We start from the raw sequence: 23,281 nt of genomic DNA on the forward strand, positions 1-23,281 counted from the left end.
ATAACGGAGGTAAGAAATTATATCAAGGTCTAACTGATATGCAAGCTAAAGCTCCTGAACTTATCAATGGACTTAATAGTACTAAAGATGGAGCTGACAAACTTCACAATGGTCTTTCTTCTATGAAAGCCAAAGCTCCTGAACTTATCAATGGGCTTAATAGTGCTAAAGATGGAGCTGACAAACTTTCTAACGGTCTTTCTTCTATGAAAGCCAAAGCCCCTGAACTTATCAGCGGACTTAACACTGCTAAAGAGGGCGCTGAGAAACTTCACAATGGTCTTTCTTCTATGAAAGCCAAAGCTCCTGAACTTATCAATGGGCTTAACAATGCTAAAGAGGGGTCTGAGAAACTTCACGAAGGTCTATCTACTATGCAAGCTAAAGCTCCTGAATTAATCAATGGAGTTAATACTGCTAAGGCTGGTTCTGAGAAACTTTATGGTGCACTTACAATCATGCAAGCTAAAGCTCCTGAACTACTTGCGGGTCTAGACAAAGCAAAAGATGGATCTGGTCTATTAGCCGAAAAACTTTCTAGCGGTGCTGATAAATTAAGTTCAGCTAAAACTGGCGATAAAAATGTAGACATGATGTCTAACCCAATTAAAACTAATATAAGTGATATATCTGAAGAAACTAGCTACGGTAATGCAATGGCACCATTCTTCTTAGTATTCGGACTACTTATTGCAGCTGCGGCATACAACATTCTATTCCCAGTACGTAAGCAAGAATGTGGAGAATCAATAAATAGTCTGTTCGGTACACGCTTAGCTTCTATGACTACATTCGCTATTTTCGCAGTAATCATCGAAGTTACAGCAATGAGTTTATTCTTCGACTTTAAAGTACAAAACTTCGGAATGTACTTCTTCGGATTAATAATCTCAGCTATAGTGTTTATGATAATTACACACTTCTTATCATATACATTCGGAAATGTTGGTCATGGTATTAGCATCGGATTTGTAGCATTGCAATTCGTTCTAACTACACCATTATTCCCGAAAGAAATGTTACCTTCACTATATAGTGGCTTAATTCCATTCACACCTGTATTCTACGGTGATACCGCTGTTAGACAAGCAGTTCTTGGTGGTCTAACTAATGGAATGTACAACAATGCTATGTTAATCTTAGTTGTTCTTGGAATAATATTCACAACTCTTACTTACATCTCTTACAATAAAAACAACAAAAGTGTTGTGAAGTTAGCAAAATAGTAGAAAAAAATGGGAGTGACTCAAAAATCATGATTTCGAAGAAACAAGATTTTGTTGAGTCACTCCCACAAAGTTTACCAGATATCTAAAAAGTTTTTATAAAACGAATTTAGATATCAATAAACCACTGCGTCTATGAGTTCTCATATAAACTTTGTTAAATTTTAGGACTTTTGGTCAGCATAATTACGTTTTTTTATAAATTCGCAAAAAACATATATATTACAATTTTACCATAAAGCTGGAGAAAGGAATATCAATACCAGAATTTATAGTATACGAAACAATCATTATTCTTCTTTCTGACGGCGTCTTATCGCTAGTGATATCCCCGCTAACATCATAGCAAACCCTAGAGTCTCAAAATCTGTCAAATTACTTCCTGTATTAGGTAATCGTTCAGATTTTTTTATTTTTTTACTATCGAGTGTCACAATATTTCTTTCTAATCTTTCTACCGTCGGTGTATCTTGAAGTTGATATTTAGGATTTGGGATAAGTTCAATACGATTAACCGAACCAGAAAATCTATATTCTGGGACTTCTAATATTGTAGGAGCTACCGGAGATACTCCCCCTTTGAATTCCGGGATTTCTAATACTGGCGGCTCTGCTGATGCCACCCCTCCTTTAAATTCCGGAACTTCTAATACTGGCGGCTCTGCTGATGCCACCCCTCCTTCATATTCTGGGACTTCCTCTTTCAGAGAGTCTGCTGGCACTTCCCAACTTGGTTTTGCAAGGTCATATTGGTAAACAACAGTAGTTATACCTTCTGCTACTTTACCTGTTTCAGCTGTTGTGTTATTAAATTTATCTGAGACAGCATGAATTCCTTGATAGTCATAATTTTTACCATCTGCTGTTATGATTTTTTCATGCCATTTTTCCTTCGCATTATAATCCGGTATGTGCCAATCTCCTACCTCATCTCGGGTCGATACTACTTTATCTCCAGATTTTGTAATATATGTGTAAGTTGTTCTTAAAACCGCATCATTAACTAGCATTTCTGCTGGTTTTATTTCGTTACCTTCGGCATCTACATACTTAACAATTACCGATCCTTTTACCTCTTTTTTAACAGGATTAGGATCTTCTTTACTCACTAAGCGATAAACATATTTAACAATCGTTTGAGCTTTATTAATAATTCCTATTTCAAGCTCAGAACCAAAGGCAATTGCATCAAATTCATAAGTAAAACCTGTTTTATCAGCTATAATCTTGTTAAACCTTTTCGACGTTGTATCATAAATCGGCAATAATTTTTCGAAAACTTTTTCCTCTCCTACTTTTGTCCTTCCTGAAATTAAATCATAGGTTTTTGAAATTTCATACGGTACTTCTCCAGCTACTATTTCATCACTTTTTAGCTTTTCACCAGTATTCGATACATATTGAACCGTCACCGTTCCTACTTTTTCATCATGAATAAGTGACGGAATCATAGCACGATTTGCTACCATTTTATAGTAATGATTTACAACTGGACTGCCATCACCCATTACCTTATAAGCACGAATTGGTGTAATAAGCTCCTTAATTTCATAATCTGCTTCTTTTGTTGTTGTCACATCCTGCTTAGTAAATTCCGTCTCTGTTGTTGTTTTATTTGTATCGACAACATTAATATTATTTAAATCATCAGAAATCGTAACTACACCTTTTTTCGGATAAACAAATAATTCTCTTTCCTCTCCCTCATTATCCTTTTTCCAATCGCTATAATGCTCTGGTATCGCATCTCTATGATAAGAACGAATATAACCAGATTGAAGTGAATGCGAAGGCCCGAATCTGACTATTTGTTTTTTAGTTAACGTAACATTTTTTTCATCATAATAATAATCAAAAGTTTCGCTAGTTGATCCTACTTCGAGAGTTAAGCCTTTCAATACATTCTCTCCCGCTTCAATATGAGCTCGTAACTCTTTCAAAACATCTTTATTATCCTGAGAGAACATCAATCCTCTTTCTGACTCTACAGATACATTAATGTTATTTTTTCTAATCATTTCTATTGTAGTCGCAATATTTTCATCCAATTTAGCTTTTCTTGCTTGAATATCTTGTCTTACTTCGTCGCTATTCGTATTCTGATTAAAATATTCTAAAATAGCATACGCTTCAGCATGCATCACTCCTATAATTTCTTTTAAAGATTCTTTTTTAAAGTTATGTTTTTTTAAATCTCCAAAACCTGTCGGGTACCACTTATCAGCATTTGAATAAAATAGAACAGTCTCTTTATTAAACGATACTTTACCATCATCAGCAGTACCAAACATTTCATCTTCACCTATTGTTGGATACTCACCATTTATAGGTTGATCCCAAAAAGCATAACTTACACTCCCTTGAAGATAGTCCACTCTTTCAAATGGTTCTACTTTATCATAAGCGGGTGTTGCTGCAACTTTTTCTCTTCGATAATCGGTTCTATGAACCTTTCTACCACCACTCCCATGAGCATACGTATCTCGATCCATCACAAGAATTGTATCACCTTCCTTAAGAGTTACATTTTCTTTTGTGAAGTCTTTAGCAGTGGTTTGTCCGTTTCTCCACGCATTCACCGCTTCTTCATCACTATTGATGTTTGATGCTTCTACATATTTTCCGTAATGACCCTCAGTTGTTTCTTCTACTAAGTAGACTTTCCCAGTTATTTTTCCGTAATTAATTTCTCCTAAATAATTATGCATTTCTTCTGGAGAAACTGAAGCTTCTATATCATTAAAACGAGTTTTTTCATAAACTGCCTTTTCTTCATCTACTATTTCCGAGCGAACTAATTGATACTCTTTGTTATTAGCTTCAAGGCGGAATCCACCACCAGTATCTTTATTAATTTCATCACCAGTTCTTTCTATTCCCGAGCCTCTATAAGCTTTACCATCCGTATCGTATGAAATACCTTTTTTATCATAATTTGTATAAACATTTCCTTTTTCTTCATAAATTTTAGACTCTGTTATTTTAGAATGATCTTCTTCTAATAAATAGTTAACCGTAGCTTTTCTTGAAAAATTAACTCTATCTGTCCCATCAGGATCACCCAAATGTTCATTTGCTTTTTCCGGCAATCTTTCTGCATTTCCTATAACTGCATCCACTGTGACTTTCTTACCGGGATTTCGATCATCTGTAAAGGTTGTTTTGGCGCTAGAAGGAACTTTTTCTATATCATTAATAATTACTGCTTCGCTTTGATCACCTGAAGTCACATTCGCAAAAGCAGTTCCTCCACCAGCAAATATCGCTAAACCTAATATAGATATCGCCCCTATTAATTTAGAGTCAGTTCGACCATTTTTATATTTTCTTAACGAGAATTTCTCTTTACTCTCTTTTCTAAACATAACTATCTCCTACACTTACACTATAAAATATATACCATATGAATTTATATATTTACTTTTAATAATTTGTTAAAATAAGAAATTGTTAAATTTGAATTTTTTTTATTATAATATAATTCAAAAAAATCTCCAATTAACTTATATAATTTCTTCTTAATTCTATCACAACAGCTAGATTTAAGCAACTACATAGGATTATTTAACAATATACTCAAGTTCCTTCACTCCAATTAATTTTGTATATACAGATAAACATCTCTAGGAAATATCCTAAGGATGTTTGTTATTTTTTTAAAATTCAGATTTCTAGTTTTCAAAAAAGAACCAGTTTTAATTTCATTACTTTTCTATAATATAATTAATCTCGTTTATAAACTATGAATTTAATTTTATCTCTTACCTCATTACATCTTCCAATCTTAAACCACAACTCCTTGCTAGTCTATTTCTAAAAATCATCATTTTTTATAGGAATCTGATAATTTGTGTAATGTTCTGTTACTATATTTAGCACCAAAGCATTATCTTTCGTTACCATACAAACCCACAAATGCCAATCTTCAAATCCGTCAAATTCCGAAACGCACTTTTCCTGTCTGCTCATAAGCTTCTTTTTTGAAAATGACCGTAGCATGATTGAAAATATTTTCGTATGCTAACACTAACCATAATTTTTCTCCTGAAAGATTGTTAAAGTCATTTCTTCTTATTCCTTCTGGAAGCTTACTTTCAGCATCTATAACTTTCGAACCAATAATATCCAAATTAGGATTCGAGTCCAATTCACTAAGAAGAAAGTTCATATCCATTCATCACGCTTAATAATTATAAATTATTTTATCATGAAAAAAAGCTAGTCTAATACATATCATACACTATCTAAAATACGTTACTGAATTGAAAAAATCTAAGCAGCAAATGCCACCTAGATTTCTAAAGCGATTTTCACCTATGACAAAGAACCGCTTTTAATCAATTCTAATATACAACCAAAAATGCAAAAATCGAGGCTGAGATTACTCTCACACCTCGACTCTTGAAGAATAACTATCGTGTTTTACATTCTTACCTAAAATGTCATTAATTCTCTTTTAACCTCCCCCTCAAAACTATCACACACCAAATTCCATTAAGAAATACTTCTCATAACGACATAAAACAAATAGCCCTTCATCGCTTACAAACCTTCCTCATTCTGACAAAAAATGGATACCACCCGTAATATACAGGGTAAAATCCTAAAAGGATTACTCGATAAAATCTTGCTTCTCCGAATCACGATTTTCGAGTTACTCCCTCTTATTCAATATACCTCGTTATTGGACGCTTACTTATAATCCTACATTATTTATAGATTAGCAAGCTATTTTATCTCTTATATACAAAAATAAAAACAGAGCATCTCATCAAAAAAATCCTCTGTTTAAAACTTAATCTACTATTTTTATATTTTCTCTAAAAATATCCTTATTATTAAATATCAATTCATATATTCTTGCTACTTTAATATCTTGTTCAAAACACATACTATTTTTACTATTCAAAAGAGGATTAAGATAAATCTTCCCTGCTTTATTAATTTCCCTTATCATAGCCGCCTTATCTTTCTTCACAGCCAACACCCTGAATTGATTAGTGGTAAAATATCTCTCATAGTCTTCTTTTGTAGTATTTGTTAAAATATGAAGTAACACCCTTTGAATTTTTTTATTGCTGTATCTTTTAGTCGCTATTAAATCTACTAAATTACTGTAACAATTCGCCTTTAGCACCACTTCATAAATTCTATTTTCTAATCCCTCATTTACATCATAAATTTTTTCTATTCCCTTTTTACCCAATGACAGAATTTTATATTTTAAATACGGAAATAACTCTTCTTCCGAGGCTATTTTATCTTTTTTCAACACAGAAAACATCTCTTTCGAAAGATATTTCTCTATCCTCTCATCCTCTAAATTTTCCCTTATAGCAGTTGCACTAAGGTGTTTTTGCTCTGTGACATCAGAACTATTAAGCCCCTGACCCTCCCTTTTTATAGGAACCATCTGTATATCTAATGACATATCTTTTATTGCTTTATAATAGCTGTATGCCAAACTAAAATTCGGATTATTCTTTTCTAGTCCATATAAAAGACTATTAATTTTGGCAAAGTTTAAACCTTTTTTTATCAACCTCTTATATTCTTCTTGTAAAGTATTTTGCTGTTTTGCGTATATTTCCTCGAAAATATCCACATCCGTGTTTTCAGTACCAAAAATAAGATGGGTTATCCCTGCTCCTGACAGTATCTCTATACTCTTTTTAGCAAAATCATCTCCATACGCTACACTTCCTAAATAAGGTAAAGCAATAACCAAATCACAACCACATCTTACAGCTTCCTCAGCTCTAGTATACCCATCTACAATGGCAACTTCCCCTCTTTGAGTAAAAAATTCACTCATCACACAAACAACTTCTCCATTATTAGTATCGGCTATTTTTCTAGCACATTCTATTAAATACCTATGCCCACTATGCAACGGATTAAATTCCGCAACTATTCCTATCCGCATATTTTCACCTCACATTCTTACTCTTTATATACAAATATATAAAGATAGCGAGTTTCTCACTCAGTACACTAAGTACCGAATAGCCTCTCGCTCTTTATTTATTATCCTCTATCTTCTCCTGTAGTTTCCCTTAAATTAGAAACTATCTTTTCTTCGTTATTATCTTCAAAAATATCAACAGTCCATCCTACCAGTCTTCCATCTTCCGAGACAACTTTACTAATAGCGAATTGTCTTGGTTTTTTATCTTCATCTACTAGTCTTTTAACTTCTTTTTTTCCGAAATCCAACGCTTCTTTTTGAGATCCAAAAATCTTACCAGTAGTTCCAACCCCTTCTAAATGCGATAATTTTTTTCCTTTATACTCATATACTTTAGGTATATTAGAAACTCCTTCTCCCTTGTTTCGATTTATATCTTTTGTTTCACTTTGTTTAGTTTTCTTTCCTAGTGATTCAGTATTTTCTGTTTTTTGTTCCTGTTCTTTTGTAACCTTATTATTATCTTCGCTATCTTTCGAACGATTTACTTGTTCCTGTTTTTGGGTATTTTGAGATAAATCATTTTTCTGAACTTCCTCTTCCTTACCAAAATAACTGATTGCTAAAAAAATAACACCCGCAATAACCAACGAACAAACACTATATACCAAAATTTTAGTGAGTTTATTTTTTTTCATTGTTCTATATCCTCTTTCACACTTACTCTCTATTATACCACTTCTTATTGTATTTTGCGAAGATTTACAGATATATATTCTCCCTATCTTCTTTCTCCCTTTAAGATATTATCACTTTCTGTATCTTATGAGTTATATTTAATAACTTTAGTCAACTAGTTTAAGAATTTATCATTTTCATATAGAAAAACCCATAGCACTCTTGGTAATAGTTCCAAAAAATTCGAACAAATTTTGGAAGATTATTACTTTTTCTAGAGTTCTATGAGTTCTACTATTAACCTTCTGTTATTTTAACAACAACTTCGTTTTTATTATTTCTTTCTAATACATAACTATAATGTTTTTTATTCTCTTTTGCTAATCTATTTATCTCTTCTTTCGCATAGTTATGTGCATCTGCTGTATTACTAAATGTTCCTGGAGATGTTGCTCCTCCATTTGCTTCCGTTACTTCTTTTTTATCTTCTTTATTAGAATTACTTGCTGCATTATCATTATTACTACGATTATTATTATTATTATTAGTATTATTTACAGCTTTATTACTATTATTTGATTTATTGCTTTCTGATTTAGATGAATTTGTAGAAGAGGAATTATTGCCATTATTAGACTCTTTAGCCTCTCTATATTTCTCTTCATCACTTTTTTCTTTCGTTTTAGATTTTGAACTTTCTTTATCTTTGCTCTTATCTTTATCTTTTGATGATGAAGTAGTTTCGTTGTCTTTTTTCTTGCTACTAGAGCTATCCCCACCTGTAAAATAACTTATACCTATGAATAAAGCACTACATAAGAAAATAGCCAACACAATCCCCCATAATACTTTCAATAATCTATTATCTTTCATTGTATTTCCCTCCTTTGTTCCTAATATATTATAATACTATTTCTTACATATTTCCACTACTTTCTATAATTATAATCTATTAAAATTAAATTTAATTTAAATAAATTTTTATCATTTGAGAAAAACATGTCCACCTTTTCGATATATATAATGTCAGAGGCCAAAGACATAAATATCAAAATAAAAAGGAGATTTCACTATGAAAATTTTAAGAAAAGTTTTACATTTAAACTACAACGAACCAAAGGGAGATAAACACATTGTTAAAAGTTATAACTTTGAAGTTGCTCCAAACGCCGAGGACAACGCTTTAAAAGAAGTTGGCGAAGAATTAAAAAAATTAATCGCTAAGAATATTGAAGATATTGTCACTAGCACTAAAGAATCACTATAATTTAGGAGGAAAAAACAATGGAAAAAAAATTAAACATCTACTTCGCAACAGATAACAAAAAAACTTATCACATCACTTTGGCATATCCAAAAGATGATTTAAATAAAGCTACTATAGAAGCTGTCGCTCAAAAAATTGTCGACACTAGAGTATTAAATAACGCTAAACATACTCTTACAGCTTTTAAAAAAGCTACTTACACAACTCGTGAAGTAAGCGAACTTCAATAATAGAAGGGAGGGAGGTGCGGTTCATACCGCACCTTTTTTTATGGACATACTAAATTTCATCAATACTGTAGGATTTCCTATTTTTGTTGCAGTATTTTTTCTACTTAAATTAGATAATACTCTTCAAAATATAGGAAAAAGTTTAAATGATCTTACTCGTATTATAGAAACAAAGCTAAATATTAAAGAATAAATCAATATAAAGGAGTAAATATTATGACAAGTCAACAAACAATGGTAAACTGGGCAAAAGATAACGTCTATAAATGGATAGATATGGATGGTATGTACGGCGCACAATGTGTCGACCTTACTATGGCGTACGTAAAAAATTTTGCAGATTTTCAAATTTACGGAAATGCTATCGATTATTTAACTAATCCCATTCCACCCGGTTGGAAAAGATATTACAAAGGAGATGCTGAAATTGCGCCTGGGGATATAGCAATATGGCACTGAGGAAATTGGGATAAATTCGGACATGTCGGCATTGTTATAGATGTAGATGACGATATCATCACATCTGTAGAACAAAATGTTGACGGAACACCTGAACGTGGAGGTATTGCTCGTATTATGAGCCGTGATGATACATATCTAGCTGGTTTTATTAGACCTTGCTATGATTCTAATGAGGAATGGACTCGAGTACCTGAAAATGGGCGTTTCACCGTAAATGTACCTTCTATCAATGTTAGAACTAAACCTAGCAAACTTGGAAAAATCGTCAGTGTTTATCACAAAGGCGAACAAGTCTTCTATGATAGCTATGTAATTAAAGAAGGTTTCGTTTGGATTAGTTATATTTCATATTCGGGCGAACGTCACTATATGGCTATTGGAACTCATAACGGTTCACAACGAACTAGCTGTTGGGGAATTTTTGAGTAATGGCGACTCATTTGCTATACTAAGAAACTAGTTGGAAATTCTGTAACTAAACAAATCAAACTAATTGAAATAACTCATCGGAAAATTGGGCTGACCCAAAAGTCCTAAAATGTAACAAAGTTCAAATGAGAACTCATAGACGTAGTGGTTTATTGATATCTAAATTCGCTTTATAAAAGCTTTTTAGATATCTAATAAACTGTGCGGGGGTAACTCGACAAAATCGATTTCTCCGAAATCACGATTTTTGAGTCACTCCCATTACATTTTAAATCTAAAACGAAAATAAGCGACTGGAAATTCCAATCGCTTATTTCTATTTAATTCTTTAATTATTTAACGCGGATATAAACTGGTCCACTACCTAAGTTTGCAGTATTAAGAACCGTTTGGTTACCTAACCATCCACCGTGAACAGCTTGTCCATTACCTGCGTAAACACCGATGTGTGCTAATCCTGTTCCTCCATTTGCATAGTAAACTAGGTCTCCTGGTTGAGCTTGAGATGCTGGAACTACAGTTCCTAAGCTCATGTATCCTGCTGGCCAGTCGTGGAAGTTAATCCCTACTGCTTTAAGAGCATTTGTTACTAATAATGTACAATCTTGGAATGTACCTAATTGAGCTAATGCAGCTTGGTAGATTGCTGCTCCTTTGTTTGAAGACGCAACTTGCGTTGTTGCCGCCGCTGCTGGAGCTTGAGTTTTAGCAGTTACAGTTGGAGCTGCAGTTGCAACTGCTGGTGTAGCTACTGCTTTCTCTTCTGCTTTTGCTACCGCTGGCGTAGCTACTGGAGCTTCTTTCTTAGCTTCAGCTTTTGGTGCTTCTTTTGTTTCAGTTTTTGCTGGTGCAGCTGTCGCAGCTGCTTTTGGTGCAACTGTTTGAACTGGATCAACCTTAACTACTGTTTTCTCAGCAGTATTTTCTACTACAGTCGCTTTTGGAACTGTTACTTCAGCAGTTTTCGCTGCACTTGCATCTACTTTTAATACTGTTCCTACGTAGATTAGGTTAGGATTTGAAAGGTTGTTTAATTTAACAAGTTCGTCTACTGAAACTCCGAATCTGTTAGCAACTTTTCCTAAAGTATCTCCTAATACTACTGTGTAGTATCCTTGTTCTTTAGCTTGAGCTACTTGAGCTACTGTTGTGTTATAAGTTAATTTATCTCCAGGGAAGATTAATGAACTTGTTAAATTGTTATCTTGCATAAGTTGATCAACAGTTGTTCCGTTGTTTACTGCGATATCCCAAAGAGTATCACCTTTTTTTACTGTGTATGTATCAGCGTCTGCAATTTGCGCTAACCCAACTCCTACTGTCGATACGATTGCCGTTGCGGCTACTAATTTTTGTAATTTACTCATATATTTTTATCTCCTTAAATTAGGTTCGAGTCAAGTGACTCATTTATCTATAATAAATACTGTTTTAATTTCTAAATTTTTAATTTCTATAAACTATTTTTCTAAACTATAAGTGTCATTAACCTCATTCAACTTTTGCTGAACTTCGTTATATAATTTTGACATACTATCATTATATGTTTAAATATCACTTTTTTCAAGGTTTGTAACGATTTTGTAATAATAACGATAACTCTCTGTTACATTGTGCAAGATTCGTAATATTAACGACGTTCTATAAGCAGTTCAATTGCGTTTTAAACGTTTTTATTATATAGTAAACTTGTAATTAAAAATTTAATTTTCAAGGGGGTTTTATGACAGACTTTAATACTGCTAGCTCTGCCTTAAAGATGATTCTCGTCTTCTTAGAGGGGCTTCTTTCTTTTCTTTCTCCTTGCGTAATACCTATACTACCTATCTATATCGGTATTCTTGCAGGAAAAAAAGAAATGAACGAATGCGGAGAACTAGTTTTCAACAAACGTAATACTATTACAAATACACTATCATTCGTTTTTGGTATTTGTTCAACATTTTTCATCCTAGCTTTTGCAACAAGTTTTATTAGTGTTTTCTTAAATGAAAATATTAAAACATTGCAAATCGTCAGTGGTATCTTAATCATCTTTATGGGATTATTACAACTAGGCGTGTTTAAGATAGGATTTTTAAAACAAGAATTTTCAATTAAAAACAAAGTTAAGAGAAAAGGAAATAAAACTACTCCGATTCTTGCTTTTTTAATGGGATTCACTTTTAGCTTTTCTTGGACACCATGTATTGGACCAATCTTAGCTAGTGTTTTCTTGTATGCATCTAGTCATACTGGAATAATGAGTGTTCTTTTAATTCTTGCATACTGCTTAGGATTTATATTACCATTTATCCTTGTTGCATTCTTCGCTTCAAAATTATTAGAATTATTCAAAAAACATACAAACATTTTAAAATATACACAAGTTATCTCAGGTATTATCCTTATCCTAATCGGTATCTTAATCCTGAGTGGATCATTTATCACTTTAACTAGATATTTTTCTTAAACTTGTGATTTGAATTGGAGGAAAATAATATGAAAAAACTAACGATACTTAGTGCAACTCTTCTTAGTAGTGCTCTAATTTTAAATGCATGTTCTTCTGGCTCTTCAGAGAAAAAAGAAGAAACAAATAAACAAACTACGACATCTTCTACTAACGAAAATAAAGCTGTTCAAGCTTACGACTTCACAGCAATGGACAAAGATGGAAAAACTGTAAAACTTAGTGACTTTAAAGGTAAAAAAGTTTACATCAATATGTGGGCCAGCTGGTGCGGACCTTGTATGAGAGAAATTCCAGAATTAGAAAAAGTGTATCAAAAATATAAAAATAACAAAGATATCGTCTTTCTATCTATGACTTCTCCTAACGATGCAGAATTCAAAAACCAAAGTCCTCAAGATAAAAGTAAAGATGTAATTCTAAAAAAAGCGAAAGAACTTGGTGCAACTTATCCTGTTCTTTTCGATGTTAACGACCGCTTCATCATAAACTACGCAATTCGTTCATTCCCTACTCACATTTTAATCAATAGTGATGGTACGTTTGAAACTAGAATCGCCGGCGCAGTTACCGAAGAATCACTAACTAAAGAAATAGAAAAACTTAAATAATAAAAAATCCGGGAGTGACTCAAAAATCGTGATTTCTTAAGAAACAAGATTTTGTCGAGTCACTCCCGCACAGTTTATTAGATATCTAAAAAGCTTTTATAAAGCGAATTTAGATATCAATAAACCACTGCGTCTATGAGTTCTCATCTGAACTTTGTTACATTTTAGGACCTTTTTATCAGCCCCTTATAGATGAAGACTTCATGTCTCCTATAAATTTATATAACTATTGGATTCGGATTTTTTTTAGTTCATTCTATTCAACTACTCGCTTCAAATCTCTAAGCAACCACTTTTCCAACAACTTCACATGAAGATTCTCTTCTTCACACTCAAAGATCGTAACTTCTTTTAGTTGAAATATATTTTCTAACTTTTTATCAATAACAATATTCTTTTCGTCTAATTTTGAATATCCAAAATAGACCTCCGCATCTACTTGCTGACAATACTGCACCACATCTATTTCTTCCAATCTCGTTAATAAGTACTCTTCTTTTTCAGGATAGTTACGAGCATATTCTCTTATTCCATCATAAACTCCAAAATCAAGATTATTGTCAAAAATATATTTAAAATCAAAGTTTTGTATATTTGAGATAAATAATCTAGCTACCTTTCGTCCGACCGCCGAAGCCATGATTCCTAATGCAGCTCCTTGACCTTTAGCAATAATGTTCACCTCTAAACTCGGAAATTCTCTTTTTAGAATATCCACTAAATCAATCGCATCTTGATAGACATAATTATAATATAACTCCTCGTCCTTATTATTATTTAAAAAAGGAAAGTATATTGAGGCAGGCTGTCTATTTTCACTTCTCCCCCTGTCTCCTCTAATGTGTAATGTTGCAGCACTGTACCCTAAAGCATAATAGTTCATAAGCCCTAAAAAACCTCTCGGTGCCTCTTCATAATCTGGAAACTCTAATATTACCCCTCTACCATCTATTTTTTTCATAACGATTTCTGCAAAAATTTTTGAATAATCTATCGCTTCAAACTCTAACGTTAATAATTGAATATCATCATCGTCTCTTACTACAGTAATCTTATAGTTCAGTTCTCTTTCTTTTTCTAATATCATCTTCTCACCTTCTTAGGATTAGCATTTCAATACAATTATACCTCATTACAGACTATAAGAATAGCAAATCATTCTAGTCTTCTGATTTTAAAAAACGAGCATACTTGATAAAGACGGAACAAAAGAAAAAACAATCCCCATATTTGAATTAAGGATTGTTTTTAATTTGTTATGTTTTATTTAAAAGCCGTACTTATTATTTTGCTTCTTTTACGTATTCTTGATCTTTAGTGTGAATAGTAAGACCAGTAATATTTTTAGTAGATTTGAAGAAGAAACTACAGATATAACCGAATACTAATGCACTTAAGAATGAGAATCCTGAGAAGATGAATGGACTTTGTTTAGCATAAGTTGTGAAGTCTTGAATGTACCAACATACAAGCCCTGCAACGACTAATCCTAATAATGCTCCAGCTCCATTTGCACGTTTAGTGAAGATACCAAGTGCGAATGTACCAGCTAAAGGTACCCCTAGAAGTCCAATATATTTAAGGAATAAATCCCAAGTTTCTTTTTGGTTAGAGTTTACGAAGTATAATGCTGCAATTGTTCCTAATACACCAGCTACGATGATGATAATACGAGCTAATAGAACGTCTTGTTTAGCATCTTTACTTAAACCGAAGAAGCGTTGTTTAATATCAACTGTGATACAAGCTGAAATTGAGTTTAAGCTTGATGCGATAGTTGATTGAGCTGCTGCTAAGATGGCTGCGATAACTAATCCAGCAACCCCTGCAGGTAGCGCTGTTAAGATGAAGTAAGGTACTAAAGCTGTTGTATTAGCTGCTTTACCTACTACTTCAGCGTTCATGAAGTCTGGTAATTTTGTTACAGCATGGCTACCTTTGTAGAAGCTGTATAAAACTGTTCCCATTCCGTAGAAAATTGGAATAGAGATGAATGCTAATAATCCGTTAGTCCAGATTGATTTATTAGTTTCTTTTACAGATTCAGTAGTGCTATAACGTTGAACTACGTCTTGAGAAGCTGTGTATTGTTGTAAACTGTTAAATACTGATCCAATGAAGATAATTGGAATAGTTGATGCTGTTAATGACCAGTTGAATTTCTCAGCAGTTACGATTTTACCATTCGCTAGAGCATCTTGAGTAATTTGTCCAAATCCACCTACGTGGTATGCACCTAAGATAATTACTAAAACAGCTCCTCCAAGTAAGATAATCCCTTGGATAACGTCTGTCCAGATAACTCCTTCTACCCCTCCTAAGAATGAGTAAACTACACAAAGTAATCCGATAACCGCACATACTAAGAATGGGTTAAGTGTCGATACTGATGTAATTGCAACTGTTGGTAAGTAAATAACGATAGCTACACGTCCAATATGGAATAGTGAGAATAACACACTTCCTACTACACGTACACTAGGATTAAAACGTTCTTCTAAATATTCATATGCTGTCGTTACATTTAATTTTCTAAAGAATGGAACATAGTAGTGAATCAATATCGGAATAATTGCGATAATTGAGAAGTTCCCTGCTGCATATGTCCAGTCCCCGTTAAATGCTTTTTCCGGTGTTGCCATAAATGTAATGGCAGATAATGTTGTTGCGTAAATTGAGAATCCTACTGCCCAAGATGGAATATTTCCTCCAGCTTTAAAGAATTCATCCGTGCTTTCACCTGCTTTTTTAGTGAAATACACCCCTATAGCTAGCATAGCTATTAGATAAACTGCTAATACTATACTGTTAAGTGTACCAAATCCTATTTTATCCATGATACTTCCTCCTTTATACTTTTTAAATTTACTAATATTCTAGAAAGAGGAGTGATTCAAAAATCATGATTTCTTAAAAAACGAGATTTTGTCGGGTTATCCTCAAAAAGTTTATTAGCTAGCTATAGATTACTACGACAATAAGCTCTCAAATAAACTTTTTATAATTTAGGACTTTTTTGTCATCCTCTTTCTTTCCCCCTATATTTACCCCTTATTTTTTAAAAATTATAGGTTATAATCTTTAACTAATTTTTCTACTTCAGGTAATTTAGCTGGATCAAATACTTTCATAGGTTGTTTACAGTATCCTGCATCAATACCTTTAACTTTTAAGATTTCTTTAAGAGTTTGATATAATCCTAATTCTAATACTTTTTCAATTACATCATTTGCTTCATGTTGAAGTTCGTAAGCTTCAGCAACTTTACCTTCTTTAGCAAGTCTGAAGATTTCTTGGCTTCTTTGTCCATTTACGTTGTATGTAGAACCGATAGCTCCATCTACTCCAGTAATAGCAGCTTGAACTAACATTTCATCGAATCCAGACCAAATTAGTTTGTTAGGGAATCGTTTTCTGAATCTTTCTAATTGATAGAAGTCTGCTGCAGTATATTTAACACCGATAACTTTTTCGTCTTCTAGTAATTCAGCAAATTGATCTAAACTAATTTTAACTCCTGTTAAGAATGGAATGTAGTAAAGAATCATGCTATTATCTGTAGCATCAATGATTGTTTTGTAGTAGTGTTTGATTTCATTAAATGATAATGGATAGTAGAATGGAGTAACTGCTGATAATGAGTCATATCCTAATTCTGTAGCGTATTTAGCTAATTCTACCGCTTCATTTAAATCTAGAGATCCTACTTGAGCGATTAGTTTAACTCTATCCCCAACTACTTCTTTTACAAATTTAAAAATTTGTTTCTTTTGAGCAGTGTTTAATAAGAAGTTCTCCCCACTACTTCCGTTGACATATAACCCATCAATTTTACTTACATTGATGTTATGTTCAATAACCTGTCTTAACCCCTCTTCTTTAACTTCACCATTTTCGTCAAATGGAATAAGCAAAGCCGAATATAATCCTTTTAAATCTTTCATTATAATAACCTCCGTTATTTGTTTTTGATATTATGCATTTATTTAACACATTAAATTTTAATACACTTACATTTTAAAACGTTTTCTTTAGTTTGTCAATAGAAAAAACTTAAAAAACTCTATTTTTTTGAAAACCTTTTAACTGTTGCTGCTGTTATCATGTTTACACTATATAATAATACTTAATCTAGTTGACACTTATATAGTATATGTAAATCTATCGTCTAGTCTTATTGTCTCTATTTAATACATTAAACTCCTCTTTTTAAAAAATAAAAAACGACTCACAAGTCATCATTTTATAAAAATCAGACTTATGCGGTCGCTTCTGTTAGCCTTTATTTATTACTTAAAAATCTTTAAATCGAACGTTATCAGGTAACAACTAAATACAAAAAATTTAACATTAAATTGATTATCTTTACTTTTAATACCTATCTATCATAACTTCCTACTAAGAACATTTCTCCTTTTAATGTGTAGTTACTACAATCAGTTGTTAAAATAAAACTATCTCCTTTTTTCACATCATAAATGTTACCGTCTATTTCTACACTTCCTCTACCATTAAGGACGGTAAATAGATTTCCTGTTCTAGTTTTTTCTAGGGAAACTTGTTCTGCTACTTCGACTTTAAACACAGAGAAGTACTTTTCATCTGCTAAGTATGTTACTGTAGCCCCTTCTAATTTTTCCGTTTTAGGGCTTGTAGTAACTTTTTCAAATGGAACTTTCGTCACATCTTTTGTTTTTTCTATATGAAGTTCACGTTTATTGCCATCTTTATCAACACGATCATAATCATATACTCGATATGTCGTATCAGAATTTTGTTGCACTTCATATATTAGTATTCCCTCTCCAATCGCATGAAGAGTTCCCGCTGGAATATAGAAGAAATCTCCCGCTTTTACTTCTTCTTCTATAAACAATTCTTGCCATTGTTCACGATTAATTTTATCATTAAACTCCTCTTTTGTTTTAGCAGTATGTCCATATACTAACTTTGCACCTTCTTTAGCATCCAGTACATACCAACATTCAGTTTTACCAAGTTCACCATTCTCATTTTCACGCGCATAATCGTCTTCAGGATGTACTTGAACTGATAAATTATCACTAGCATCTAAAATTTTAATTAATAATGGAAACTTATCATACACTTTCTCAGTAAATAAAGTAGGCTGTTTCTCATAAGCTTCTTTTAATGTTAAACCTGCTAACTCACCGTTTTTTATTTTTGAACTACCGTTATCATGGGCGGCAATAACCCACGCTTCTCCAATATTTCCTTGTGGGATAGAAAAATCAAACTTCTCTAAATTACGTCCACCCCAGATTCTTTCACAAAATACAGGCTCTAAAAAAACTATTTTATCCATTTTATTCTCCTTAAACTATACTAACTTCAAATTTATTATACACTAATTACTCTTCTTTATACAGCATATACCTATTATTATTTTACAAGAAACAGTTTTCAAAATATTAATTTTATGGTAATATATCGTTGTATAGAAATTTAAAAAATCATTAATATTAAAGATAAGAATGTCTTTATTTAGAAAGTAGGTATATTATGTTATTAGGTATTGATATTGGTGGAACAAGTATTAAATTTGCTGTAATTGATGATAACTACAAAATCGTACATTACGAAACTTGTAAAACACCTGACAATGTAACTGTAAAAATTACTGATGAAATGTTCAGAATCGCAAGCAAAATCCGTGAAAGCTATAACTTCTCTGCAGCTGGTATCTCTGCGGCTGGTGTTATCGACAATGTTAACATGGAAGTTATTCGTTCAGCTCCAACTATTAAGAACTATCTTGGAACTAACTTCAAACGTGATTTTGGAGATAGACTAGGTATTCCAGTATACGCAGATAACGATGTTAACTGTGCCTTACTTGGTGAACAATGGCTTGGTGGAGCAAAAGGTTTAGATGAAGTATTCTGTATGGCTTTAGGAACTGGAATCGGCGGAGCTTACTTCCTTACTAGTCTTCCTTTCGGATCTAACTTCGGTGTAGGTGAAATCGGACAATCTCTTTACGATTTCGACACTAAAACTACTTACGAACAACGTGCTTCTACTATCGCTTTAGATAGAAAAATCAAAGCCGAAATGTACGAAGGAATTAGTGTTATCGAATTCTTCGATCTTTGTAAACGTGAAGACACAACTGCACTAAAAGTACTAGATGAATGGTTATTCGAACTTGCTCGTGGTATTGTTAACTTACTATGTATCCTAGATCCTAAGTATATCGTAATCGGTGGGGCTGTTTCTGCTCAAGGAGATTATTTATTAAATAAACTAGAAGCAAAAGTACGTGAACTTCACCCAATCGAAAACAACCAAACTAAATTCCTAGCAGCTGAATTAGGAAATGATGCAGCTCTATACGGAGCTATTAGCCCATTTGTAGAAAAATAAAATATTGAACTTTATCCCCTCTTTACTTAAATAGTAAGGAGGGTTTCTATCTTTCAACAGAACTTCAAACTCTGTTCTAAGTTAATTTATAATTTTTGCAACCGTTTAAATTTTTTTCTAATGTTTTTTAAGTTTTTTCTTTACAAAGTCCTACATAAGTGATAATATAAATTTAAGTTAACACATTAAATTTTGATAAGTATATTTAATATTAAATCGAGGAGGGATCAACTTGAAAAAATACGAAAAGATTATAAATGACATCATCTTAAAAATACAAACTGGTATTTTTAAAGAAGGTGAACAGCTCTATACAGAAAAAGAGATAAAAGAAATATATAATGTTAGTAGTACTACTGCCGTACGTGTACTTAACGAACTAGAATCAGCAGGATATATTTTTAGAATTCAAGGTAAGGGAAGTTTCGTAAACAAAACCCTAGTTAATAAAAAAGTCTTCGTTACAGAAAACAACAATTTCCATAAACATTTCAAAGAATCAGTATCTGAGCATTCTGAAGTTATCGAAGCTGAGATTATTCAAGACAAAGAACTTTGCGCTAAATTGAAATTAAAAAATCAAAAACTTCTAAAAGTAGCTCGTATAAAATATATTGGTAATGTCGCTTGGGCTCATCAAACTAACTATATTCCAATTAAATATTTACCTGATGTTAACCTTGACGATATCGACAGTTTTAAAGAACTTGCTACTATGATTAGAAAAAAATATCGTATAGATATTCACCAAGAAAAATCTAAAAAATATATGCAAGTTATAGTTGATACTCCTGAAGAAATTGCCAACTTTATCGCAAAAGATGGTGAACCTTGTTTTGAATTTGATAGGTACACCTACTTTGCAGACGGTAAAATTTTTGAATATGTAAAAATCTATATAAATTACAAATACTACAGCTTAACTATTAAAGATTAAGCTCTGATTGGAGTTAACTATGAATAAAAAAGAAAAAATCTTAAACCAAATTAAAGGCGGAATTATCGTTTCTTGCCAAGCGTTGCCAGGTGAACCACTTTACGTTGAAGAAGGTGGTGTTATGAAACTTATGGCTCTTGCTGCTAAAGAAGCTGGAGCTGTTGGTATTCGTGCACAAGGAATTACTGATATAGTTCAAATCAAAGAAACAGTTGACCTACCTGTTATCGGAATTATTAAACAAAGTTATGAAGGTATGTCACAATTTATCACAGCAACTATGAAAGAGGTAGATGCTCTTGTAGAAACAGGTTGTGAAATAATCGCCTTAGACTGTACTTTACGCCCGCGTTTTGATGGTACAACAATCAATGATTTTATCGCAGAAATCAAAGCTAAGTACCCTGACATTCTTTTAATGGCAGATATTGCTACATTCGAAGAAGGTGTAAATGCGGCTAACATCGGTCTTGATTTTGTCGGAACTACATTAAGTGGTTATACAGAAAATACAAAAGATAGACCGAACGAAGTAGACCTAGGTCTTATCAAAAAGCTATCTGAAACTATTTCTGTGCCAATAATTGCAGAAGGTCGTATCCACTACCCTGATCAAGCAAAAGCAGCTTATGACGCAGGGGCATTCAGCGTAGTAGTTGGCGGAGCTATCACTCGTCCAAAAGAAATCGCAGCTAGATTTATTAATGCAGTGAAATAAACAAAAAGTTCTAATTGATACTTGATCAATTAGAACTTTTTTATATTATTTTTCCCAAGCACGTCCGTCGATATAGCTTGAATTTCTGTAGTTTTCTTTCGTCGGTTTTACCGGCATTATTATCGATAACAATATATATATCAATATTGGGCTACCAAATGAGAAAATACTCGCCAATAAGAATAGTACTCGTAAGAAACTCACACTTATTCCAAATCTTTTACTTAAACCACTGCATACCCCAGAGATTAAAGCTCCTTCGTATGATTTATACATCTCTTTATCTTCTAAAAAATTAAGAAATTTATTCCATAATTTATTTAATCCATCTATCATAATAAATTCCTCCTGACTTTATTGTTGATATTTTATTATTCTGACTTTATAAATATTATATCACATTTCTATGATATATATTAACTATTGTACTCAAGCGACTTTAAACTAAGTTTATATTATTAAAATAATATCAGCAGTAAAATACTTATCTTGCACAAAAACTAAATCTTTTGTGCATATATAAATCAGCTAAAAATCTTTTCAATGTTTTTTGCTAGATTGAGAAAAAAATCATTCTTGCTATTTAATTGTTCTAAAAAATTTCAATTGCCATTTTTGTGTTTCTAAAGCCGTTGTATTCAAATTTACGCTCCAAGGCGGATAAAATCGCATAGACATTTTTCCTTTACTGTCTTTTGTCGAGAGAATTTTTCTACGGATAGCCTCCTCATTTGGAATAATAAAAAGTCCTCTCTTATCGTTGTCAATCACAACAATAACAAGCTCATTCCCCAAATCTTCGTTTGTGTAAGGAATGTTCTTATTATTTTGGTCTTTTTGCCAAAAAGCTGTAAAATACCCTTCTTTTTTAGGTGTTCTTTTTGCCAAACGACATCTTTTATAACCCTGTTCTTCCGCTATTTTGATAAGGATACCTTCATATTTTTCATTCCACTTTTCTTTTACGAATTCAAAATCACCATAAAACTCATTAAGAACCTCAAGTATTTTCATTATGATATATATCCTCCTTAACAAAATTTTTTTCACTTGAATTACTGCATACCCCTGGTATAATACCCCCCTCGTATGATTTATAATCTTTTTATTTTCTAAAAACTTAATTCATATTTTATTATTCTGATCTTATAAATATTATATCATATTTATATGCTATATATTACTTGTTATACTCAGGTGACTCTAATCTAAGTTTATATTATAAGATTTTTAATAAATATCTCCAAAACCATATTATCTGTGAAATACTTATCTTAAAAAATAAAAGAACACTCCGAAGAATGTTCTTTCATTTTTTACAAGAATCTTAAAGGATGGACGGCGTACCCATCATCTCAGGTACTCTATAAAAGAGTGTGTAGAGAGCCTTTTCTACTTCAATAAGACTTTTCTATTTTTATGTTATAACAAATATGTTGGTTTGTCAAAAACCTTCCATTTATTTCATACCTTTTTAAAATTTTTCAAATTTCCTTCTTGACAAATGAGTGTTTACTCACTATAATATTGGTTATAAGGTGAGTGTTTACTTACCGAAGATTTAAAATCTTATTTCTAATGGGATATTTCTTAGCACCTATCGTGAAACTATTCTTTAATAACCACAGTTCCAAAAGCATTAGGTGAACTAATATCCCTCAAATAATCTCAGCTATATTTTTTTAATCATAGAGTGAGTGATTACTCACTTCGGAAAGGAAGATAATTCTTATGAAAAAATTAATACAAATTACTTCATTATCAAAAAGCTTCGGCGATCAAACAGTCCTTGATAACATTGATTTCAACCTAGAAAAAGGTGAAATTGTCGGTCTTATCGGTCCATCAGGATCGGGAAAATCAACATTAATAAAGACAATGCTCGGTATGGAAAAAGCAGATAAAGGTGAAGCCCTTGTTCTAGATAACAAAATGCCAAAAAGAGAAATTCTTTCTAATATTGGATATATGGCACA

General features: G+C 32.3%; 24 protein-coding genes. 12 read left to right on the plus strand and 12 right to left on the minus strand.

Features of this window, described 5'->3' with window-relative positions:
* Positions 1-1,226: YhgE/Pip family protein (locus RWN11_RS03185; protein ID WP_314160349.1), on the plus strand; the 1,226-nt coding region annotated here is incomplete at its 5' end.
* Positions 1,227-1,516: 290 nt separating this feature from the next.
* Here RWN11_RS03185 and RWN11_RS03190 read toward each other — a convergent pair.
* From RWN11_RS03190 to RWN11_RS03210, 5 genes are all read right to left on the minus strand, one after another.
* A complete protein-coding gene (locus tag RWN11_RS03190) occupies positions 1,517-4,591 on the minus strand; it encodes an SIALI-17 repeat-containing surface protein (RefSeq protein ID WP_314160350.1) in 3,075 nt (1,024 codons plus the stop codon).
* A 569-nt stretch (positions 4,592-5,160) separates the two neighbouring features.
* On the minus strand, positions 5,161-5,400 hold the full coding sequence (locus RWN11_RS03195; protein WP_314160351.1) for a hypothetical protein: 240 nt from the start codon (positions 5,398-5,400) through the stop codon (positions 5,161-5,163).
* Positions 5,401-6,021: 621 nt separating this feature from the next.
* A complete protein-coding gene (locus RWN11_RS03200) occupies positions 6,022-7,152 on the minus strand; it encodes a nucleotidyltransferase family protein (RefSeq protein ID WP_314160352.1) in 1,131 nt (376 codons plus the stop codon).
* 101 nt (positions 7,153-7,253) lie between these two features.
* Positions 7,254-7,832 (minus strand): sarcalumenin, encoded by a 579-nt coding sequence (locus RWN11_RS03205; protein WP_314160353.1) that lies wholly within the window; start codon positions 7,830-7,832, stop codon positions 7,254-7,256.
* 277 nt (positions 7,833-8,109) lie between these two features.
* Entirely contained in the window at positions 8,110-8,685 is a 576-nt protein-coding gene (locus RWN11_RS03210; RefSeq protein WP_314160354.1) for a hypothetical protein, read from the minus strand.
* A 199-nt stretch (positions 8,686-8,884) separates the two neighbouring features.
* Between RWN11_RS03210 and RWN11_RS03215 the strand changes: the two genes are divergently transcribed.
* The 5 genes from RWN11_RS03215 to RWN11_RS03235 all read left to right on the plus strand — a co-directional run bounded on the left by RWN11_RS03215 (position 8,885) and on the right by RWN11_RS03235 (position 10,200).
* Positions 8,885-9,079 (plus strand): hypothetical protein, encoded by a 195-nt coding sequence (locus RWN11_RS03215; RefSeq protein ID WP_314160355.1) that lies wholly within the window; start codon positions 8,885-8,887, stop codon positions 9,077-9,079.
* A 17-nt stretch (positions 9,080-9,096) separates the two neighbouring features.
* Entirely contained in the window at positions 9,097-9,309 is a 213-nt protein-coding gene (locus RWN11_RS03220; protein ID WP_314160356.1) for a DUF2922 domain-containing protein, read from the plus strand.
* 40 nt (positions 9,310-9,349) lie between these two features.
* Positions 9,350-9,502 (plus strand): YvrJ family protein, encoded by a 153-nt coding sequence (locus RWN11_RS03225; protein ID WP_314160357.1) that lies wholly within the window; start codon positions 9,350-9,352, stop codon positions 9,500-9,502.
* Between the two features lie 23 nt (positions 9,503-9,525).
* Positions 9,526-9,768: a hypothetical protein gene (locus RWN11_RS03230; RefSeq protein ID WP_314160358.1), complete on the plus strand. Its 243-nt coding sequence runs from the start codon at positions 9,526-9,528 to the stop codon at positions 9,766-9,768.
* A gap of 117 nt (positions 9,769-9,885) precedes the next feature.
* Positions 9,886-10,200, plus strand: a complete 315-nt coding sequence (locus tag RWN11_RS03235; protein WP_314160359.1) for an SH3 domain-containing protein — start codon at positions 9,886-9,888, stop codon at positions 10,198-10,200.
* 332 nt (positions 10,201-10,532) lie between these two features.
* Here the strand turns inward: RWN11_RS03235 and RWN11_RS03240 are convergent, their stop codons facing one another.
* Complete coding sequence (locus RWN11_RS03240) at positions 10,533-11,567, minus strand: LysM peptidoglycan-binding domain-containing protein (protein ID WP_314160360.1); 1,035 nt, start codon at positions 11,565-11,567, stop codon at positions 10,533-10,535.
* A 356-nt stretch (positions 11,568-11,923) separates the two neighbouring features.
* Here RWN11_RS03240 and RWN11_RS03245 point away from each other — a divergent pair, with 356 nt between their 5' ends.
* Both RWN11_RS03245 and RWN11_RS03250 read left to right on the plus strand, forming a co-directional pair.
* Positions 11,924-12,652, plus strand: a complete 729-nt coding sequence (locus RWN11_RS03245; RefSeq protein ID WP_314160361.1) for a cytochrome c biogenesis CcdA family protein — start codon at positions 11,924-11,926, stop codon at positions 12,650-12,652.
* A 29-nt stretch (positions 12,653-12,681) separates the two neighbouring features.
* Positions 12,682-13,263, plus strand: coding sequence for a TlpA disulfide reductase family protein (locus tag RWN11_RS03250; protein ID WP_314160362.1), 582 nt, complete (start codon positions 12,682-12,684; stop codon positions 13,261-13,263).
* 256 nt (positions 13,264-13,519) lie between these two features.
* Here the strand turns inward: RWN11_RS03250 and RWN11_RS03255 are convergent, their stop codons facing one another.
* The 4 genes from RWN11_RS03255 to manA all read right to left on the minus strand — a co-directional run bounded on the left by RWN11_RS03255 (position 13,520) and on the right by manA (position 18,589).
* Positions 13,520-14,350 (minus strand): acetylxylan esterase, encoded by an 831-nt coding sequence (locus RWN11_RS03255; protein WP_314160363.1) that lies wholly within the window; start codon positions 14,348-14,350, stop codon positions 13,520-13,522.
* A 196-nt stretch (positions 14,351-14,546) separates the two neighbouring features.
* A complete protein-coding gene (locus RWN11_RS03260) occupies positions 14,547-16,100 on the minus strand; it encodes a sodium:solute symporter (protein ID WP_314160364.1) in 1,554 nt (517 codons plus the stop codon).
* 228 nt (positions 16,101-16,328) lie between these two features.
* Positions 16,329-17,207: an N-acetylneuraminate lyase gene (locus RWN11_RS03265; protein WP_060913391.1), complete on the minus strand. Its 879-nt coding sequence runs from the start codon at positions 17,205-17,207 to the stop codon at positions 16,329-16,331.
* A 434-nt stretch (positions 17,208-17,641) separates the two neighbouring features.
* Positions 17,642-18,589 carry a mannose-6-phosphate isomerase, class I gene (gene manA, locus RWN11_RS03270; protein WP_314160365.1) on the minus strand — a complete coding sequence of 316 codons (948 nt, stop codon included), beginning with the start codon at positions 18,587-18,589 and terminating at the stop codon, positions 17,642-17,644.
* 197 nt (positions 18,590-18,786) lie between these two features.
* Between manA and RWN11_RS03275 the strand changes: the two genes are divergently transcribed.
* The 3 genes from RWN11_RS03275 (at position 18,787) to RWN11_RS03285 (ending at position 21,305) form a co-directional block, all read left to right on the plus strand.
* A complete protein-coding gene (locus tag RWN11_RS03275) occupies positions 18,787-19,650 on the plus strand; it encodes an ROK family protein (protein ID WP_314160366.1) in 864 nt (287 codons plus the stop codon).
* A gap of 232 nt (positions 19,651-19,882) precedes the next feature.
* Positions 19,883-20,587, plus strand: coding sequence for a GntR family transcriptional regulator (locus tag RWN11_RS03280; protein ID WP_314160367.1), 705 nt, complete (start codon positions 19,883-19,885; stop codon positions 20,585-20,587).
* A gap of 19 nt (positions 20,588-20,606) precedes the next feature.
* Positions 20,607-21,305: an N-acetylmannosamine-6-phosphate 2-epimerase gene (locus RWN11_RS03285; protein WP_314160368.1), complete on the plus strand. Its 699-nt coding sequence runs from the start codon at positions 20,607-20,609 to the stop codon at positions 21,303-21,305.
* 45 nt (positions 21,306-21,350) lie between these two features.
* Here RWN11_RS03285 and RWN11_RS03290 read toward each other — a convergent pair whose 3' ends face one another.
* Positions 21,351-21,641: a PspC domain-containing protein gene (locus RWN11_RS03290; protein ID WP_314160369.1), complete on the minus strand. Its 291-nt coding sequence runs from the start codon at positions 21,639-21,641 to the stop codon at positions 21,351-21,353.
* 243 nt (positions 21,642-21,884) lie between these two features.
* Positions 21,885-22,319 carry a MepB family protein gene (locus RWN11_RS03295; RefSeq protein ID WP_314160370.1) on the minus strand — a complete coding sequence of 145 codons (435 nt, stop codon included), beginning with the start codon at positions 22,317-22,319 and terminating at the stop codon, positions 21,885-21,887.
* 717 nt (positions 22,320-23,036) lie between these two features.
* Here RWN11_RS03295 and RWN11_RS03300 point away from each other — a divergent pair.
* Positions 23,037-23,281: ATP-binding cassette domain-containing protein (locus RWN11_RS03300; RefSeq protein WP_314160371.1), on the plus strand; the 245-nt coding region annotated here is incomplete at its 3' end.

Source organism: uncultured Gemella sp. (assembly GCF_963519265.1).
GTDB lineage: Bacteria > Bacillota > Bacilli > Staphylococcales > Gemellaceae > Gemella.

What these genes read in the sequence shown, in the direction of transcription:
- RWN11_RS03190 (WP_314160350.1), bottom strand. Translation starts at nt 4,591, where the DNA reads ATGTTTAGAAAAGAGAGTAAAGAGAAATTCTCGTTAAGAAAATATAAA.
- RWN11_RS03195 (WP_314160351.1), bottom strand. Translation starts at nt 5,400, where the DNA reads ATGGATATGAACTTTCTTCTTAGTGAATTGGACTCGAATCCTAATTTG.
- RWN11_RS03200 (WP_314160352.1), bottom strand. Translation starts at nt 7,152, where the DNA reads ATGCGGATAGGAATAGTTGCGGAATTTAATCCGTTGCATAGTGGGCAT.
- RWN11_RS03205 (WP_314160353.1), bottom strand. Translation starts at nt 7,832, where the DNA reads ATGAAAAAAAATAAACTCACTAAAATTTTGGTATATAGTGTTTGTTCG.
- RWN11_RS03210 (WP_314160354.1), bottom strand. Translation starts at nt 8,685, where the DNA reads ATGAAAGATAATAGATTATTGAAAGTATTATGGGGGATTGTGTTGGCT.
- RWN11_RS03215 (WP_314160355.1), top strand. Translation starts at nt 8,885, where the DNA reads ATGAAAATTTTAAGAAAAGTTTTACATTTAAACTACAACGAACCAAAG.
- RWN11_RS03220 (WP_314160356.1), top strand. Translation starts at nt 9,097, where the DNA reads ATGGAAAAAAAATTAAACATCTACTTCGCAACAGATAACAAAAAAACT.
- RWN11_RS03225 (WP_314160357.1), top strand. Translation starts at nt 9,350, where the DNA reads ATGGACATACTAAATTTCATCAATACTGTAGGATTTCCTATTTTTGTT.
- RWN11_RS03230 (WP_314160358.1), top strand. Translation starts at nt 9,526, where the DNA reads ATGACAAGTCAACAAACAATGGTAAACTGGGCAAAAGATAACGTCTAT.
- RWN11_RS03235 (WP_314160359.1), top strand. Translation starts at nt 9,886, where the DNA reads ATGAGCCGTGATGATACATATCTAGCTGGTTTTATTAGACCTTGCTAT.
- RWN11_RS03240 (WP_314160360.1), bottom strand. Translation starts at nt 11,567, where the DNA reads ATGAGTAAATTACAAAAATTAGTAGCCGCAACGGCAATCGTATCGACA.
- RWN11_RS03245 (WP_314160361.1), top strand. Translation starts at nt 11,924, where the DNA reads ATGACAGACTTTAATACTGCTAGCTCTGCCTTAAAGATGATTCTCGTC.
- RWN11_RS03250 (WP_314160362.1), top strand. Translation starts at nt 12,682, where the DNA reads ATGAAAAAACTAACGATACTTAGTGCAACTCTTCTTAGTAGTGCTCTA.
- RWN11_RS03255 (WP_314160363.1), bottom strand. Translation starts at nt 14,350, where the DNA reads ATGATATTAGAAAAAGAAAGAGAACTGAACTATAAGATTACTGTAGTA.
- RWN11_RS03260 (WP_314160364.1), bottom strand. Translation starts at nt 16,100, where the DNA reads ATGGATAAAATAGGATTTGGTACACTTAACAGTATAGTATTAGCAGTT.
- RWN11_RS03265 (WP_060913391.1), bottom strand. Translation starts at nt 17,207, where the DNA reads ATGAAAGATTTAAAAGGATTATATTCGGCTTTGCTTATTCCATTTGAC.
- manA (WP_314160365.1), bottom strand. Translation starts at nt 18,589, where the DNA reads ATGGATAAAATAGTTTTTTTAGAGCCTGTATTTTGTGAAAGAATCTGG.
- RWN11_RS03275 (WP_314160366.1), top strand. Translation starts at nt 18,787, where the DNA reads ATGTTATTAGGTATTGATATTGGTGGAACAAGTATTAAATTTGCTGTA.
- RWN11_RS03285 (WP_314160368.1), top strand. Translation starts at nt 20,607, where the DNA reads ATGAATAAAAAAGAAAAAATCTTAAACCAAATTAAAGGCGGAATTATC.
- RWN11_RS03290 (WP_314160369.1), bottom strand. Translation starts at nt 21,641, where the DNA reads ATGATAGATGGATTAAATAAATTATGGAATAAATTTCTTAATTTTTTA.
- RWN11_RS03295 (WP_314160370.1), bottom strand. Translation starts at nt 22,319, where the DNA reads ATGAAAATACTTGAGGTTCTTAATGAGTTTTATGGTGATTTTGAATTC.